We start from the raw sequence: 17161 nt of genomic DNA on the forward strand, positions 1-17161 counted from the left end.
TTTTTTGATACTTGCGGTTTATGTAAAATTTGTGTTTCGTTTTTATAAATTTAAGACAAAATCGTTAAGTAATTTTTCTTCATATTTTTCTTTATTGAAAGTATACAAATAAGATCCTTTTCTGGAAGACTGCATGTCTTTTTCATCCAGTTTATTTAAAATTTCCAAAGAATTGATTTTACTGATAAAGTTCCGTTTGTCGAGTTCTTTGCTCAAAATTGCTTCGTATAATTCTAATAATTGTCGCATGGTGAATTTTTCCGGTAATAATTCAAAGCCAATTGGTTTTATTGAAGTTCTGTAACGTAATCTTCTAATGGCGTGTTGTACCATTTCATTGTGGTCAAAAATAAGATTTGGCGCATCAGCTATGCTAAACCATTCTGCATGATAATTTTTAATCAATTCCTCATTATGGTTTTCAATATTAATCAGGGCATAATAGGAAACAGAAATAGTTCTGTCTACAGGGTCACGATCTATTTCACTATACGCGTGCAACTGTTCCATATAAATATCGTGTAGTCCGGTATAGGTATTCAGAATTCTAATGGCTGCATTGTCTAATATCTCATCACGTTTTAAAAATCCTCCCATCAAGGACCACTTCCCTTTTTCAGGTTCAAAGTCTCTTTTAATCAAAAGTATTTTTAAACCCTGGTGGTCAAATCCAAAAATGATGCAATCTACTGCTAATAAAACCTTATCCGCAGAGCTATAACTGTTTAGCATATTTTATATTTTATCGGTAAATATATAAACTTCTCAATATGTTTCATAATTTATTAATGTCGATTTCACACTTAATAAAGTTATTTAGAAAATTTCTTGAAATTTTATGTTTAATTCAGATTAAAAATGTGTAAAAGTACAATTAAATCTATTTTGTACTAAAAAGAGATTGTTTTATTCCTTATAAAACACATTTTAAGTAAAAATTAATGCTAATAGTTAAGTTTTTTATTACAAATATATATGCTTAATTAATTTTTGTTCTTTCAAAACACATTATTTATAACTTTTTCTTAACATCTGTTTTTTTGATTAAATGTTTGCTTTTTGATAAAAAGTGTAGTTTTTACACAAATAAAATGATTAAAAGGCATTTTTTTTAAAAGACCATCAAATTTTAAATGTTGATTTAACACTTAAATTGCAATATGTGTTTTTTTTATTCACTTTTTTTATTACATTAATTTGTTTTTGCACTTTTTTTTTATTTAAATTTACAAATGTAAAATTAACACTTATAATTATACACTAACTAACTTAAAAACACCAGTATGATAACAAACAAAAAAATGTTTCTTTATTGCAATTTTTTATTGCCAAAAAGAGAATGGCTCGTAGCATTATTTATGCTAGTATTTTCTGTTAATCTTATGTCGGCTCAGGGCAAAGAGATTAGCGGGATTGTTACTTCAGGACAAGACAAATTGCCTTTGCCGGGAGTGAACATTATGATAAAAGGAACTCAAACATCAACCACAACCGGATTTGATGGGCAGTACTCTATTAAAGCATTGCCAACTGATGTGTTGGTTTTTTCATTTATTGGATTTGAAAACCAACAAGTAACAGTAGGTAGTCAATCAAAAGTAAATATTGTATTAGGTGAAGATACCAATAAGTTAAATGAAGTAGTTGTAGTAGGATATGGTACTCAAAAGAAAGGAGACATTACAGGAGCCGTTGGTGTGGTAAATATGGAAAGCGCTAAAAAGGTAATAGCATATGATGTTGCAAAAGTTTTGCAAGGTCAGGTTGCGGGTGTTACAGTGCAGTCTTCTGGAGAACCTGGTAGTTTTGTAAATATAAAAATTAGAGGAATTGGTTCATTTACTAATAACAATCCTCTTTGGGTTATTGATGGAGTTATTGTTGATAGTCCTTATGATTTTGCGACAGGTGATATAGAGTCTATGCAAGTGCTTAAAGATGCCTCAACAGCTGCAATTTATGGAGTTCGAGGTGCAAATGGTGTAGTTATTATTACTACCAAAAAAGGAAAATCAGGAGCAATGAGCATCAAATACAAATCTATCCTTAGCATACAGGATATAACTAAAAGATGGTCGTTAACAGATAGAGTTGGATATCAGACTATTGCAAATGAAGCAGAAAAAAACAGAGATCTTCAAAATGGGGTGGCAATAAATATTGCACCTGGTAATGATCCAACTAGTCCATATTATATAAATAATGTAGATACTAACTGGCAGGATGAGGCTTTTGATACAGGTGTAATTCAAAATCATTCAGTTGCAGTTTCGGGTGGAGCAGAGTCACTTTCATATAATCTGAATTTGGATTATTTTAAAAACGACAGTTATCTTAAATCTCCTCAGCAATACGAAAGATATGCTTATAATTTGAATTTAAGCGGTACAAAAGGAAAGTTTAAATATGGTACAAAAGTTAGTTATACACAGTCTGATAAAGAAAACTTCAACACTTATTTTGGTACAGCAGTATCCGGATTGGTAACAGCAATACCAACTATACCAGTATATGATGAAAATAGACTTGGAGGTTACGGAGGTGCAGACTCAAACACGCAGAGGGCAATTTCTTTAAACGTAATAGGATTTAATAATCTGCTGCAAAACGAAACCAGAAGAAATCGTTTTGTGGGAAATATTTGGGCACAATTAGAAATTCTTAAAGGTTTAAAATATAAAGTAAATGTAAGTGCAGACCGATTAGACTTCAAAAACAGATATTTTAATCCCCCAAGTGATTTAGGCTGGTATTTTGTTGTAAATGAAGAAAAAGCAATACTTGATGCCAGTAACGGTAGCGAAACCAGAACATTTTTGGATAATACACTTACATATGATTTAAACATAGATAAACATAAGATTGAGCTTTTAGCAGGTATAACACAGGAAAATTTTAACCATTACAATCATATCTCAAGTGGTTTAGGATTTGCAACAGGAGAGATTGTACATTTAGAAAATGCAGATGAGGTAACGACTCGTGAATATGAATCTAAAATAACAGCAAAATCGTACATAAGCAGAGTAAACTACAGTTATGATGATCGTTATTTTATTCAGGGTAATTTCAGACAGGATAAATCTTCTCTCTTTGCTGAAAAAAATAATACAGCAAATGCATATTCTTTTTCTGCTGGTTGGAAGTTAAGCAGTGAGAAATTTATAAAACTTCCTATTTGGGTAAATTTAGTTAAATTAAGAGGAGGTTATGGTATTTTAGGTAATAATACCCTTGGACCATATAGTTATGCTGAAACGGTTAATCCTTTTGTCCCTTATTCTTTTACTACCAGTGCAGGTGTTTCTACAATGGTACCAGGAACAACTGTTGTTTCGGCAAAGGATCCAAATATTAAATGGGAAACATCAAAATCCAGCTCTGTGGCTTTAGAATTAGGACTGTTTCAAAACAAATTACAATTCACAGGAGAATTTTATGAAAAAATAACATCTGATCTTTTAGCAGAAGGACCAACGCCTTTATCTTCAGGAACTTTCCCTGCATCTATTACAACAAACGTTGCGAAAGTAAAAAATTCAGGACTGGAGTTCTCTTTATCGTATGCTAATAATGATAATGTTTTCAAGTATAGTGTTGGAGCAAATTTTTCTACACTTAAAAATGAAGTACTGGAACTAAACAAAAACAATGATCCAATTTATGGCGCCGCTTCAAAGACAGTAGTAGGAAGATCAATAGGAGAATTATATGCTTTTGAAGCTATTGGTATTTTTCAGAGTGATGCAGAAGTTGCATCTTCTCCAACGCAAAATAATGCAAAAGCCGGCGATATTAAATTTAGAGATGTAGATGGAAACAACTTAATTACGAATGAAGACAGAACTTTTCAGGGATCTGCTATTCCAAAATATACTTATGGTTTAAATTTTAGCTGCTCTTACAAAAATTTCGATTTTTCTATGTTTTGGCAAGGTAACGCTGGAAATAAAATATTTAATTCAACATACCGTGACTTAATGGCTGGACAATATTCTAATGCCCATACCGATATGTTAAATTTTTGGACACCAACAAACACAGATACAAATGTACCAAGACCTATTATTGGTGATCCTAATTCTAACGGTAGAGATTCTAACCGATTTATCGAAAGCGGTGATTACATAAAACTGCAAAATTCTCAAATAGGATATAACATTTCTTTAGCAAATACTAAATTTATTAACAAAGCCAGAGTTTATCTTAGTGGTCAAAATTTATTAACTCTGACAAAATACAGAGGTTATGATCCGGATTTCATTAGTGACGGATTATTTTCCAGAGCCTACGAAGGAGGGTCATTTCCAAACCCAAGAACAATTTCGATGGGTGTAGAGATTGAATTTTAATTTAGTTAATAAACAAAAATATAACAAGATGAAATATAAAATATTAAGTTACGCTACATTGTCACTTTCACTTTTTGTGTTGGCAACGAGTTGTGTAAACGACGAAGATTTAGTTCAGGCAGATCCTAATTTAGAAACAACAGGTTCATTTTGGAAAACAGATGCCGATGCAATGCAAGGTTTAAATGCAACTTATGCAGCTTTAGTTACAGATGGTGCGTATCAGCGAAGTACTCCATTATGTTTAGATCTTAAAGCAGATGATTCACGAAGTGAAAGTCCTTGGGGGGCAATGCTAAATGTAGGACGTTTTAATAGTGATGTTTATAATTTTGACATTTATGGATGGGCTTATGAAACTTATTATATAGGTATTAATCGTGCAAATCAAGTGCTCTCAAAAGTGCCTGGAATTGCAATGGAAGATGCTGAACTTAAAAAAAGAATACTGGGACAAGCTTATTTTTTGAGAGGATTATATTTGTTTCATGCAGTAAATATGTTTAAAAATGTACCTGTTCCAACAGAACCGGCCGCTTTTTATCCTCAAAAAACACAAGCCGAAGGCTGGGCACAAGTAATTGCCGATTTTAAAATGGCTACTGATTTATTGCCGACTTCATACAACAATGTAACAGGATTGGATGCAGGATTTAAAGGCCGTGCAACAAAAGGTGCTGCTTTAGGATATTTAGGAAAAGCGTATTTATTTACTAAAGATTTTGAAAATGCTAAAACAACTTTTAAGCAGGTAATAGATTTAGGTGTATATTCTTTAGTAGCAAACTATCGTGATAATTTTACCGAGGCTAACGAAAACAATTCTGAATCGTTATTTGAGGTTCAATTTGATTCTTCTTTAGGAGGGACAAATATTTTTCCTCACGGAGGTATACCTGGTCCTACATGGAATCTTGCAAGCGCAAGAGCTGTTACTTATGGTGCGAGAGGTTTTGGCTGGAGAGATGTTCAGCCTACCCGAACATTATTCAATGATTTTCAAATTGAAAAAACAGTTACCAATGAAGTAGATCCCCGCCTGATTGCCACAATAATGTATAATAAACCGGGTGGCGTTACATTGTACGGTGTTGATTTCGCTACTCATTATGCAAGTAGCCCAGGAGATTTAAATGATCTTTTTTGTAATAAATATGAAAACTCCGATACAAAAACAGATGAGTTTGGCTGGAAATCAGGAATTAATGAAAGAATATTACGCTATGCAGATATTTTACTTATGTATGCAGAATGTTTAAACGAAACAGGTGATACACCTGGAGCCTATACTTATATTCAAAAAGTAAGAGATCGCGTTAATTTGCCAAATTTAGCAACTGCAAAACCAGGATTGACACAGACAACGATGAGAGAACAGATAGCTCATGAGCGTTTCTTGGAATTTGCTCTTGAAGGACACAGATTTGATGATATTCGTCGCTGGGGATGGTTAGAAGACCTTACAAAATTAGCATGGTTAAAATCCAGAGATGACGAATTCAATTCTTATGTAAAAGGAAGAGAATATTTTCCGATACCACAAAAAGAAAAAGATTACAATCCAGGGACTATCCAAAATGATGGTTATTAAATATTTATTGAATTAGTGAGATTTCATAGTATCATATGGCAGCTTAAACTGCTATGTGATATTATGTTTTTTAAAGACATAGAATACAGAGAAGTTAAATTCATACAGTAACTAAATTATTATCACAATGAAAACAATTATAAGTTTGGTTTTATTAGCAATATTATTAGGAAGTTGTCAAAATGAAGACGTTGTTTCTCCAAACGAAGAAGCAGCTTCTGTGACTCAGGATTCTCAGATTACAAATTTAACAGCAAAAACAGTAGTAGGAAATGTTCCTTCACACGACCCAAGCACAATAGTAAAAAGCGGGGTCAATTATTATGTTTTTACGACAGGAGATAATATTCCGATGACATATTCAAGAGATTTGGCAAACTGGACATGGGGAACCTCTGTATTTACATCTACTCCAAGCTGGATAACAGGGTATGTACCTGGTTTTACCAAAACATTTTGGGCACCGGATGTTGCCTGGTTCAATAACAGATGGAACATGTATTACTCTTGTTCTACTTTCGGATCGGCTACTTCTGCTATTGGGTTAGTAACTGCTCCTTCAATTTCACAAAGTGCAGGGACAACCTGGACAGATAGAGGCGTTGTGGTTTCTTCTAATTCTTCATCAGATGTGAATGCAATTGATGCTTCTATTTTAGTTGATGGCAGTAATGTTTATATGGCCTATGGTTCCTGGCATGCCGGAATTGGGGTAGTTCAGATTAATCCTTCCACAGGAAAACCAACAGGAACAAGAACAGTTGTAGCAGGAGGAAACAATGCTTCATGGGAAGCACCTTGTTTAATTAAAGAAGGCAGCTATTACTATATGTTTGTAAACCGAGGTACTTGCTGCAATGGTGTAAACAGTACCTATTATATTGTTGTAGGCCGTTCAACAAGTCCGTTTGGAACTTTTGTTGACAAAAATGGGGTATCCCTAAAAAGCGGAGGGGGAACAACAGTTCTGGCTTCTCAGGGCGATTACATCGGACCAGGTCATTTATCCAGAATTACCGGAACCCAAAAAGGGGCTGTTCATTATTACAATAAAGCAGACAATGGAAATCCAAAAATGGAAATTGTATACTTTACATGGTCAGGAGGATGGCCAACGCTTTCGTATTAAAAAATTAATATAAAGAGGAAAATTGATTAATTTCCCTCTTTATAACTATCTATACCATAACATGAAAAAAACATTTTTAATTCTATTTGTATTTACATTTTGTAATCAAATTACTTTCGCACAAAAAGAAACTACGATTGTCACATTAAAAAATGATGACAAGGCTCCAACTATCAACAAAAATATCTACGGGCATTTTGCAGAACATTTAGGGCGCTGCATTTACGGAGGTTTTTTTGTAGGGGATACTTCAAAAATACCAAATACCAAAGGAGTTCGAAATGATATTATTGCGGCTTTAAAAGATTTGAAAATTCCAAATTTAAGATGGCCTGGCGGTTGTTTTGCCGATACTTACCACTGGAAAGACGGAATTGGACCTCAGGAACAAAGACCAACTATTGTAAACAAATGGTGGGGTGGAGTAACGGAAGACAACAGTTTTGGGACACATGATTTCTTAAATATGTGTGAGCTTTTAGGAACAGAGCCCTATTTATCAGGAAATGTTGGAAGCGGAACCGTTCAGGAATTGGCTGACTGGGTTCAGTATACCAATTTTAGCGGTAAAAGTCCGATGAGTGATTTGCGTAAAAAGAATGGCAGAACAGAACCATGGAAAGTTAAATTCTGGGGAATAGGTAATGAAGCATGGGGCTGCGGAGGAAATATGACTGCGGAATATTATGCAGGAGAATATAGAAAATTTGCCACTTTCATGTCGGATTGGGAAAATACCGGAGGCATTACCCGTATTGCATCAGGATCAAACAGTGCCGATTATAACTGGACAGAAGTTTTAATGAAAAACATTCCACTTAATATGTTAGGAGGAGTTGGTGTACATCATTACGCTGTAATCAACTGGAATAAAAAAGGAGACGGAGTTGATTTTACAGAAGAACAATATTTCAAAACCATGCAATCTGCTCTAAAAATGGAAGAATTGGTTACCAAACACGGTGCTATAATGGATAAATACGATCCTGAGAAAAAAGTAGCCATGCTGGTTGACGAATGGGGAGGTTGGTATGAAGTAGAAAAAGGTACAAATCCGGGATTTTTATATCAGCAAAATACAATGCGTGACGCAGTTTTAGCTGGTTCAACATTGAATATTTTCAACAACCATGCTGACAGAGTTAAAATGGCAAACTTAGCGCAATGTGTAAATGTTTTGCAGGCTGTAATCTTAACTGACAAAGCAAAAATGATTACTACACCTACTTATCATGTAATGAAAATATACGCTGTTCATCAGGATGCAAAACTATTACCTGTAAGTTTTCAGTCGCCATTATATACGGTGAATGGAGAAACACTTCCTGCAGTATCGGCTTCGGCTTCAAAAGATAAAAATGGGGCAATTCATATTTCTTTAGTAAATGTGGATGCCAAAAATAAAAACAAAATTGAGATTGATGTTAAAGACCTTGGCGTAAAAAACTTCACTGGAACAATAATAACATCAGCAAAATTACAAGATTACAATTCATTCGATACACCTAATAAAATTGTACCAACAGTTTTTAAAGGTTTCGAAAATAAAAAAGGAAAATTAGAAATCATTATTCCTCCTTTCTCAGTAGTTGTTTTAGAAGGAAAATAAAAATACAAAAGATGAAAAAATCAAATTCCATTTTAAAAATGGCTTCGTACATCGGTTTTTTTTTGTTTGCTCTTGCTGTAGTAAGCTGTTCAAAAGATGACCCTGCAAATGAAGACACAGATCCGCCTGTAGTGGTAGATCCACCTGTGGTTACACCTACTTTTCCGGGGCCAACTTATGCTGACAATTATACTTCAATTTCTTCCTGGAATAGCAGAGCACAATGGAATTTAGCCAACGTTCACGATCCTTCAGTCGAAAAATCCGGTGAATACTATTATATGTATCAAACCGATGCTTCTTATGGAAATGCACATGAAGGTCACGGTCATTTTCCTTACAGACGTTCCAAAGACCTTGTAACCTGGGAATATATGGGATCAGCTATGGCTACAGTTCCTGCCTGGGTAAAAGATTCTTTAAACAATAAAAGAGCCCGAATGGTTCCTACTTTGCCGGCAATAGCAAATCCACGATATGGTTGTTGGGCACCTTATATAAAAAAAGTAGGCAGCAAATACCGACTGTATTATAGTATTGTTGTTGACGAACCAATTACCGGAACCAGTTTTGAAACTTCATGGTCAGAAAGAGCTTTTATCGGATTGGCAGAATCAGATGATTTGGCAACTAATGTCTGGGTAGATAAGGGGATGGTGGTATGCTCTGAACCTGATGGCATAAAACCATACTCTTATACAGGAGCCAGAAATTGGGAAAATGCCTATTTCAAATTCAATGCTATTGATCCAACTTTTGTAGAAACACCTCAGGGAGATCAGTACCTGATTTACGGTTCCTGGCATTCGGGTATTGCATCATTAAAATTGAATCCGGCAACCGGAAAACCAGATCAGTTGAAAACCTTAAGTGATTATGGAACCCGCATAGCATCCCGAAGCTCAACAAGTCGTTGGCAGGGTTCAGAAGGGCCTGAAATTATATACAATCCTGATAATCAATACTATTATCTTTTCCTTGCTTATGATGGTTTGGAAGTCCCTTACAATACCAGAGTTTGTCGTTCCAAAAGCATTACAGGCCCTTTCTTAGGAATCAACGGTGCTAATGTAACAAACGGAGCAGATTGCTGGCCAATGCTTACGCATCCTTATAGTTTTAATAATCATACCGGATGGGTTGGATTTGCTCACTGTTCTGTTTTTCAAAATCCGGATACTAAACAATGGTATTATGCTTCGCAGGCACGTTTACCTGTAGGTGTTTCAGGGATTAATGTATCAAATGCTATTATGATGGGACATGTAAGAGCTATTAAATGGACAGAAGACGGCTGGCCCGTAGTTGATGCCGAAAGATATGCTGCTGTACCAGAAACTACTATAACAGAGGCTTCTTTTATTGGAACATGGGAACAAATTACAATGAATTACCAATATGAGGTTATTCAAAAATCAGTTACTATTTATTTAACGGCTGATAAAAAAGTGAGCGGGGCTATTACAGGTACCTGGTCGTATGACAGCACAGCTAAAACATTAACCGTAAATGGTGTAAAATGTAAAGTAAGTGACGCCTGGGATTGGGAATCAGCTACCAGAAAAGTGACTATAACTTATTCCGGATTAACAACAGCCGGATTACCGGTTTGGGGTAAAAAAAAATAATTAAAAATCCAATTGCCCTTTCATAGCCGGAAGGGCTTTTGCAAAAAAATAATGTTGCAAATTAACTATAATGAAAAACCTAATTACAAGCCTGTCGTTTTTAGTTTTAATTGTTTCCTGCACAACAGTAGTGGCACAAATAGATCCTGCAAAATTCAATAACCCAATTATAAAAGATCAATATACTGGTGATCCTGCAGCATTGGTTTACAAAGACAAAGTGTATTTATACGCCGGTCATGATGAAGCGCCAAACGATTTTAATTTTTATAAGATGAATGAATGGGTGGTGTATTCTTCTTCAGATATGAAAAAGTGGGAATCACATCAGGTGCCGTTAAAAGTGACTGATTTTGCTTGGGCAAAAGGAGATGCATGGGCTTCGCAGGTAATTGAAAGAAACGGAAAATTTTATTGGTATGTAACGGTAGAACACGGTTCAATACCCGGAAAATCGATTGGAGTAGCAGTTTCAGACAATCCAATTGGTCCTTTCAAAGATGCTTTAGGAAAAGCGCTAATTACAAATGATATGACAACGCACACCAAAATAAGCTGGGATGATATTGACCCGACAGTTTATATTGATTATGATGGCCAGGCTTATCTGATTTGGGGAAATACCGTCTGTCATTATGCTAAATTAAAAGCAAATATGATAGAATTAGACGGACCAATCCAAACAATCGATTTGCCAAATTTCACCGAAGCGCCGTGGATTCACAAACATAAAAACTGGTATTATTTGTCGTATGCGTATCAGTTTCCGGAGAAAATCGCCTACGCCATGAGCAAATCAATTACAGGTCCTTGGGAATTTAAAGGAATTTTGAATGAATTAGCCGGAAACAGCAACACTAACCATCAGTCAATAATTGATTTTAAAGGACAATCGTATTTTATTTATCACAATGGAGCTTCCATTCCACTCGGAGGAAGTTTCAGAAGATCAGTCTGCGTTGATAAATTATTTTATAACAAAGACGGAACAATGAAACGAGTTGTGATGACATCTGAAGGAATTCAGTAGTTTAGTCATCAGTGTTCAGGTTTTTAGTGTACAGTTTAGTTTTTCAGTTTTTATAGGCACTGCTTATATGATCTAACAAAGTTTACAGTTAACCAAAACTTAAATTTACTTATATCACATATATGGTTAACAAAAGAAATATTTTTAATAATTATATTTTAAACACATGGCTTTCTCCTATATTAAAGTGAGTTTGAAAAAAATAACGACTAAATCATTTTATTTAGTCGCAACTCTCTTAATTACTCTCCCTTCAATCGCACAGATGCAGGAATTTAAATTGCAAGAGATAAAACTAACGAGTGGTCCTTTCAAAAATGCACAAAATGTTGATCTTAAATATTTATTAGACTTAAATCCAGATCGACTACTAGCACCTTATTTGATAGCTGCCGGTTTACCTACAAAAGCGGATAGATATGGCAACTGGGAAAACATAGGTCTTGATGGACATATAGGAGGTCATTATGTAGCAGCATTATCAATGATGTATGCTTCTACGGGAAATAAAGAAATTAAAGACCGTTTGGATTATATGATTTCTGAATTGGATCGTTGCCAGCAAAAGGACGGAACTGGTTATGTTGGAGGTATTCCTGAAGGAAAAGTCTTTTGGGATAGAATTCATAAAGGAGATATAGACGGTAGTGGTTTTGGTTTAAATAATACCTGGGTTCCAATCTATAATATTCATAAACTTTTTGCAGGTTTAATTGATGCCTACAATTATACGGGTAATGAAAAGGCAAAAGAAATTGTAATAAAATTAGGAGATTGGTTTATCGAATTGATCCGACCTCTTTCTGATGAGCAAATTCAAAGAATCTTAAAAACAGAACATGGTGGTATAAACGAATCTTTTGCTGATTTATATAGCATCACAAAAAACAAAAAATATCTTGAAACGGCTGAAAAGCTTTCGCAAAAAGCCATTCTCGATCCATTAATTAAAAAGGAAGACAAACTAACGGGTTTACATGCTAATACACAAATACCAAAAGTTATTGGTTTTGAGAAAATTGGAAAGCTATCGGATAATAAACAATGGTCCGATGCCGCGCAGTTTTTTTGGAAAAATGTAACCGAAAAAAGAACTGTCGCTTTTGGAGGAAATAGCGTTGCTGAACATTTCAATCCTATAAATGATTTTAGCGGCATGCTAAAATCCAATCAAGGCCCGGAAACTTGTAATTCCTACAATATGGAACGTTTAAGTAAAGCGTTGTTTTTAGACAAAAACGATGTGAGTTACCTTGATTTTTATGAGCGTACACTTTACAATCACATTCTTTCCAGCCAGGAGCCTAACAGAGGTGGTTTTGTGTACTTTACTCCAATTCGGCCAAATCATTATCGCGTGTACTCGCAGCCAGAAACCAGTATGTGGTGTTGCGTTGGTACAGGTCTTGAAAATCATTCTAAATATGGAGAATTAATTTATAGCCATTCACAACATGATATTTTTGTAAATCTATTTATTCCATCCACTTTAAACTGGAAAGAAAAAGGAATAGAATTAGAGCAAACCACAAAATTTCCTTATAAAAATAACAGCGAGATTGTTTTAAAACTTAAGAATCCTAAATCTTTTGTTTTGAACATTCGTTATCCAAAATGGGCAACGATTTTCGAAATTCTAGTAAACGGAAAATTGCAAAAGCCAGAAGCTAAACCAGCTAATTATGTTAGTCTGGCAAGAAAATGGAAATCAGGAGATAAAATAACCATTGCATTTAAGACTTCAACGCATTTAGAAAAATTGCCAGATGGCTCCAATTGGGCAGCATTTGTAAATGGTCCTATTGTATTGGCTGCTAAAACTTCTACTGAAAATTTAGATGGTTTGTTCGCTGATGATAGCCGAATGGGACATGTTGCTCAGGGAAAATACGTTTCGTTAGACAAAGCTTATGCATTGGTAGGAGACGAGGGAACTTATGTTTCAAAACTTAAAGATTTAGGCAATATGCGCTTTAAGTTAGATTCATTAGAATTACAACCCTTCTTTGAAATACACGATGCCCGTTATCAGATGTATTTTCAAACCTATAAACAAGAAGATTACAAAGAAAAGCAGGCATTGTTAAAGCAACAGGAAATCGAAGCTATGGCAATTGAAGCTAACACGGTCGATAAAATAAATTGTGGAGAACAACAGCCTGAGGTAGATCATCATTACAAAGGAGAAAAGAGTGACTCTGGTTATGAGGAAGATGGTTTTTGGAGAAATACCAGCTCGTATATTTCCTATCAAATGGTAAATAAAAATCTAAAGGGTAAATTTATTGAAATTAGTTTTTTAGGAGACTTTAAAACGGATAACCTCGATGTTTTTATTAATGAAAAACCTGCGGAGATTATCGCAAAAAAAGACAAAATAATTCAATTCAAATTAGACAATACTCAAATTATTAATTTAAAAATTAAGTCTAAAGACGGCAAAAAAACGTCTAAAATTTATCAAATAAGAATTGTAAAATAAAAAATAATCATGCAATTGTATACCAAAATAAAATCAATATTCACGCTCCTGTTTATTCTAATAGGATCCGCAGCAATAGCGCAAGACATTGTTGTTCACGATCCGGTTGTGATTAAACAAAAAGATACTTATTATTTATATTGTACCGGAAACGGAATTAGTGTCTTTAGTTCAAAAGATTTAAAAAAATGGGACAAACAGCCTCAGGTTTTCAAAGAAAAACCAGTTTGGGCAGACGGTGTTGCAGCCGATTTTAAAAACCATATCTGGGCACCGGACATCTCGTTTCATAACAATATGTACTACCTGTATTATTCGGTTTCGGCTTTCGCCAAAAATACTTCGGCGATTGGCGTTGCGACTAATACAACATTAGATCCATCTGATAAAAATTACAAATGGGTCGATCAGGGAATTGTAATTCAGTCACAGCCTAATCGTGACATGTGGAATGCCATTGATCCAAATTTGATTTTTGATGAAAATAATACACCCTGGCTTTCTTTTGGTTCTTTTTGGGAAGGACTGAAAATGGTAAAATTAAATCCAGATTTAAAATCAATTGCACAGCCTCACGAATGGCATACCATTTCAAAGCGCAAAAGAACTTTTGAATTATCCGATTCTGATCCAGGCGACGGCGCGCTTGAAGCCCCGTTTATTTTTAAGAAAAACGGATATTATTATCAATTTCTTTCTTGGGATTTGTGTTGCCGCGGCGAAAAAAGCACTTATAAAGTTGTGGTTGGAAGATCTAAAAACGCAACCGGACCTTATGTCGATAAAGACGGAAAACCCTTAAATGAAGGTGGAGGAAGTATTGTGGTTCAAGGCGATGAAAATTATTTTGGTGCTGGCCACAACAGCGCTTATACTTTTGATGGTAAAGATTATATTTTTTATCACGCTTACGAAAAGAAAACCAACGGAACACCAAGATTAGTTGTAAAAGAAATGAAATGGGACGCTGATTTATGGCCTCTTTTAAAATAGATAAATCAATTATAATTAAAATAAAGCCAAAGATTAAAGGAATAAAATCTGCTCCAATTTGCAATAATCTGCGGGAGAAAAAATTGAACACAAAGCGATGTATTTTTAGACAAATGAAATGCCTTTTTAATGAAAAGGAAACTATGAATCTATGTGTTAGAAAAATTAAATCAGCGCAAATTTGTTGGATCAGTAAAACTCATGGTTCAAAAACCGCAAAATATAAAATTAAAGACAATAAAAATGAACACTAAATTAATCACAAAAGCGACAATCTGCGGACTATTATTTAGCAGTATTCTCGCATCGGCACAAAAAAATAATCTTCAGGTAGATATTGCAAAAACAGTAACCAAAATTGAACCGACAATGTACGGTGTGTTTTTCGAAGACATCAATTTTGCGGCAGATGGAGGTTTATATGCAGAAATGATTAAAAACAGATCATTCGAATTCCTTTTTCCAATGATGGGATGGCAGGAACCGAACAGTGACCGTCATAAATTAAACCAACAATCCGGAATTGCAAATGTGATTCAGTATTCCCAAAAAGGAACCAACCATAATTATTGCCGCGTTACAATTAATGATGCAAATGGTTATGAACTGATTAACGAAGGTTTCAGAGGAATGGGAATCAAGAAAGATTTGAAATACAATCTGACTTTAAAAGCTTTAAAGATTTCAGGTACTATTTCGAAAATTAAATTCCAGTTTATTGACAAAAACAATAAAGTTTTAGGAGAAACTTCAATTGTTCCAACATCAAAAGACTGGTCAAATTATACGGCTCAATTAACATCAAATGCAACAGAAGCTAAAGCAAAATTAAAAATCACTTTTGAAGGAAACGGAGTAATTGATTTAGATAATATTTCATTATTTCCGGAAGATACCTGGGCGGGAAGAAAAAACGGACTTCGTAAAGATTTAGTACAATTATTATACGATTTGAAACCGGGATTTTTACGTTTCCCAGGAGGTTGTATTGTTGAAGGAAGAACTTTGGCAGAACGTTATCAATGGAAAAAATCGGTTGGAAAAATAGAAGACAGAGAAACGGCAGTAAACCGCTGGAACATGGAATTTGCGCACAGACCAGCACCGGATTATTTCCAAAGTTTTGGTTTAGGATTCTTTGAATATTTCCAGCTTTCAGAAGACATTGGTGCATCACCGCTTCCAATTTTGAGCTGTGGAATGGCTTGCCAGTTCAATACAGGACAATTAGTCCCGATGGATCAGATCGATCCGTATGTTCAGGATGCGTTAGATTTAATTGAATTTGCGAATGGCGGAACCGAAACCATTTGGGGAAAACTCAGGGCAGATATGGGACATCCAAAACCATTCAGTTTAAAATTCATCGGAGTTGGAAATGAGCAGTGGGGTCCGGATTATATTGAACGTTTCAAAGTGTTTCAAAAAGCGATTAAAGCCAAATATCCAAACATTACGATTGTTTCAGGAACAGGACCTTTCCCTGAAGGAGATTTCTTTGATTACGGCATGACCGAACTTAAAAAACTGAATGCTGAAATCGTTGACGAACACTATTACAAAGATCCGGCATGGTTCCGTAAAAATGTAACGCGTTATGATAGTTACGATCGAAAAGGACCAAAGATTTTTGCTGGAGAATATGCAGCACAAAGTGTTGCGATTGCGAGTCCGGACAATAAAAACAACTGGGAATGTGCTTTCTCTGAAGCAGCATTTATGACTGGAATGGAACGTAATGCTGAGGTCGTTCATTTAACTTCTTATGCACCTTTATTAGCACACGAAGAAGGGTGGCAGTGGACTCCGGACATGATTTGGTTCAACAATTTAGAATCATTTGGAACACCAAATTATTATGTTCAGAAATTGTTTTCTAACAATAAGGGAACCGATTTAATCAATATTACAAAAGATGGACAAGCCGTAACAGGTCAAAATAATTTGTTTGCATCGGCAGTGAAAGATTTGAATTTAAAAGAAGTAATTCTGAAAATAGTGAATACAGCTTCATCAGATCAAAATGCATCAATTGATTTAAAAGGAGCCAAATTAGATACAAAAGGAACAGCTGTAATTTTGAAAGGAGATGGGCTTAACGATGAGAACTCTTTTGCAGCGCCTACTAAAATTAGTCCTAAAGAGAGTGAATTTAAAGTAAAAGGAAACCAAATTCAATACAATTTTCCAGCGTATTCTGTAACTGTTTTGAAAATAAAGATGAAATAATCGCAACATAATAAATGTATAAGTAACGTTTGTTTTTTGTTTTAAACATAAATCATTGTTTTGATGCATTATCTGTAAAAAACAACAAGCTAATTTTTATTAAGTGTTTTTTGTACAC

Annotated in this window: 10 protein-coding genes; 9 read left to right on the top strand and 1 reads right to left on the bottom strand. The window is 34.7% G+C overall.

What is annotated here, in order from left to right; genetic code table 11:
• Positions 1 to 42: 42 nt before the first annotated feature.
• Positions 43 to 732 carry an NUDIX domain-containing protein gene (locus BXU10_RS07710; RefSeq protein WP_031453963.1) on the bottom strand — a complete coding sequence of 230 codons (690 nt, stop codon included), beginning with the start codon at positions 730 to 732 and terminating at the stop codon, positions 43 to 45.
• Positions 733 to 1283: 551 nt separating this feature from the next.
• Between BXU10_RS07710 and BXU10_RS07715 the strand changes: the two genes are divergently transcribed.
• From BXU10_RS07715 to BXU10_RS07760, 9 genes are all read left to right on the top strand, one after another.
• The gene (locus tag BXU10_RS07715; RefSeq protein WP_078226848.1) at positions 1284 to 4352 is read left to right on the top strand and encodes a TonB-dependent receptor; all 3069 of its coding nucleotides are present in this window, start codon (positions 1284 to 1286) and stop codon (positions 4350 to 4352) included.
• Between the two features lie 28 nt (positions 4353 to 4380).
• A complete protein-coding gene (locus BXU10_RS07720; RefSeq protein WP_078226849.1) occupies positions 4381 to 5943 on the top strand; it encodes a RagB/SusD family nutrient uptake outer membrane protein in 1563 nt (520 codons plus the stop codon).
• A 127-nt stretch (positions 5944 to 6070) separates the two neighbouring features.
• Positions 6071 to 7072 carry an arabinan endo-1,5-alpha-L-arabinosidase gene (locus tag BXU10_RS07725; protein WP_078226850.1) on the top strand — a complete coding sequence of 334 codons (1002 nt, stop codon included), beginning with the start codon at positions 6071 to 6073 and terminating at the stop codon, positions 7070 to 7072.
• 61 nt (positions 7073 to 7133) lie between these two features.
• Positions 7134 to 8681 (top strand): alpha-N-arabinofuranosidase, encoded by a 1548-nt coding sequence (locus BXU10_RS07730; protein WP_078226851.1) that lies wholly within the window; start codon positions 7134 to 7136, stop codon positions 8679 to 8681.
• A gap of 11 nt (positions 8682 to 8692) precedes the next feature.
• Positions 8693 to 10309: an arabinan endo-1,5-alpha-L-arabinosidase gene (locus BXU10_RS07735; RefSeq protein WP_078226852.1), complete on the top strand. Its 1617-nt coding sequence runs from the start codon at positions 8693 to 8695 to the stop codon at positions 10307 to 10309.
• A gap of 70 nt (positions 10310 to 10379) precedes the next feature.
• Positions 10380 to 11339, top strand: coding sequence for a glycoside hydrolase family 43 protein (locus BXU10_RS07740; RefSeq protein WP_078226853.1), 960 nt, complete (start codon positions 10380 to 10382; stop codon positions 11337 to 11339).
• Between the two features lie 166 nt (positions 11340 to 11505).
• The gene (locus tag BXU10_RS07745) at positions 11506 to 13821 is read left to right on the top strand and encodes a glycoside hydrolase family 127 protein (RefSeq protein WP_078226854.1); all 2316 of its coding nucleotides are present in this window, start codon (positions 11506 to 11508) and stop codon (positions 13819 to 13821) included.
• A 9-nt stretch (positions 13822 to 13830) separates the two neighbouring features.
• Positions 13831 to 14814 (top strand): arabinan endo-1,5-alpha-L-arabinosidase, encoded by a 984-nt coding sequence (locus BXU10_RS07750; RefSeq protein ID WP_078226855.1) that lies wholly within the window; start codon positions 13831 to 13833, stop codon positions 14812 to 14814.
• Positions 14815 to 15057: 243 nt separating this feature from the next.
• Positions 15058 to 17043: an alpha-L-arabinofuranosidase C-terminal domain-containing protein gene (locus BXU10_RS07760; protein WP_078227939.1), complete on the top strand. Its 1986-nt coding sequence runs from the start codon at positions 15058 to 15060 to the stop codon at positions 17041 to 17043.
• Positions 17044 to 17161: the final 118 nt, after the last annotated feature.

This window comes from Flavobacterium sp. LM4, from assembly GCF_002017935.1.
Taxonomy (GTDB): Bacteria; Bacteroidota; Bacteroidia; order Flavobacteriales; family Flavobacteriaceae; genus Flavobacterium; species Flavobacterium chungangense.

What these genes read in the sequence shown, in the direction of transcription:
- BXU10_RS07730 (WP_078226851.1), top strand. Translation starts at nt 7,134, where the DNA reads ATGAAAAAAACATTTTTAATTCTATTTGTATTTACATTTTGTAATCAA.
- BXU10_RS07745 (WP_078226854.1), top strand. Translation starts at nt 11,506, where the DNA reads ATGGCTTTCTCCTATATTAAAGTGAGTTTGAAAAAAATAACGACTAAA.
- BXU10_RS07725 (WP_078226850.1), top strand. Translation starts at nt 6,071, where the DNA reads ATGAAAACAATTATAAGTTTGGTTTTATTAGCAATATTATTAGGAAGT.
- BXU10_RS07720 (WP_078226849.1), top strand. Translation starts at nt 4,381, where the DNA reads ATGAAATATAAAATATTAAGTTACGCTACATTGTCACTTTCACTTTTT.
- BXU10_RS07735 (WP_078226852.1), top strand. Translation starts at nt 8,693, where the DNA reads ATGAAAAAATCAAATTCCATTTTAAAAATGGCTTCGTACATCGGTTTT.
- BXU10_RS07715 (WP_078226848.1), top strand. Translation starts at nt 1,284, where the DNA reads ATGATAACAAACAAAAAAATGTTTCTTTATTGCAATTTTTTATTGCCA.
- BXU10_RS07740 (WP_078226853.1), top strand. Translation starts at nt 10,380, where the DNA reads ATGAAAAACCTAATTACAAGCCTGTCGTTTTTAGTTTTAATTGTTTCC.
- BXU10_RS07710 (WP_031453963.1), bottom strand. Translation starts at nt 732, where the DNA reads ATGCTAAACAGTTATAGCTCTGCGGATAAGGTTTTATTAGCAGTAGAT.
- BXU10_RS07750 (WP_078226855.1), top strand. Translation starts at nt 13,831, where the DNA reads ATGCAATTGTATACCAAAATAAAATCAATATTCACGCTCCTGTTTATT.
- BXU10_RS07760 (WP_078227939.1), top strand. Translation starts at nt 15,058, where the DNA reads ATGAACACTAAATTAATCACAAAAGCGACAATCTGCGGACTATTATTT.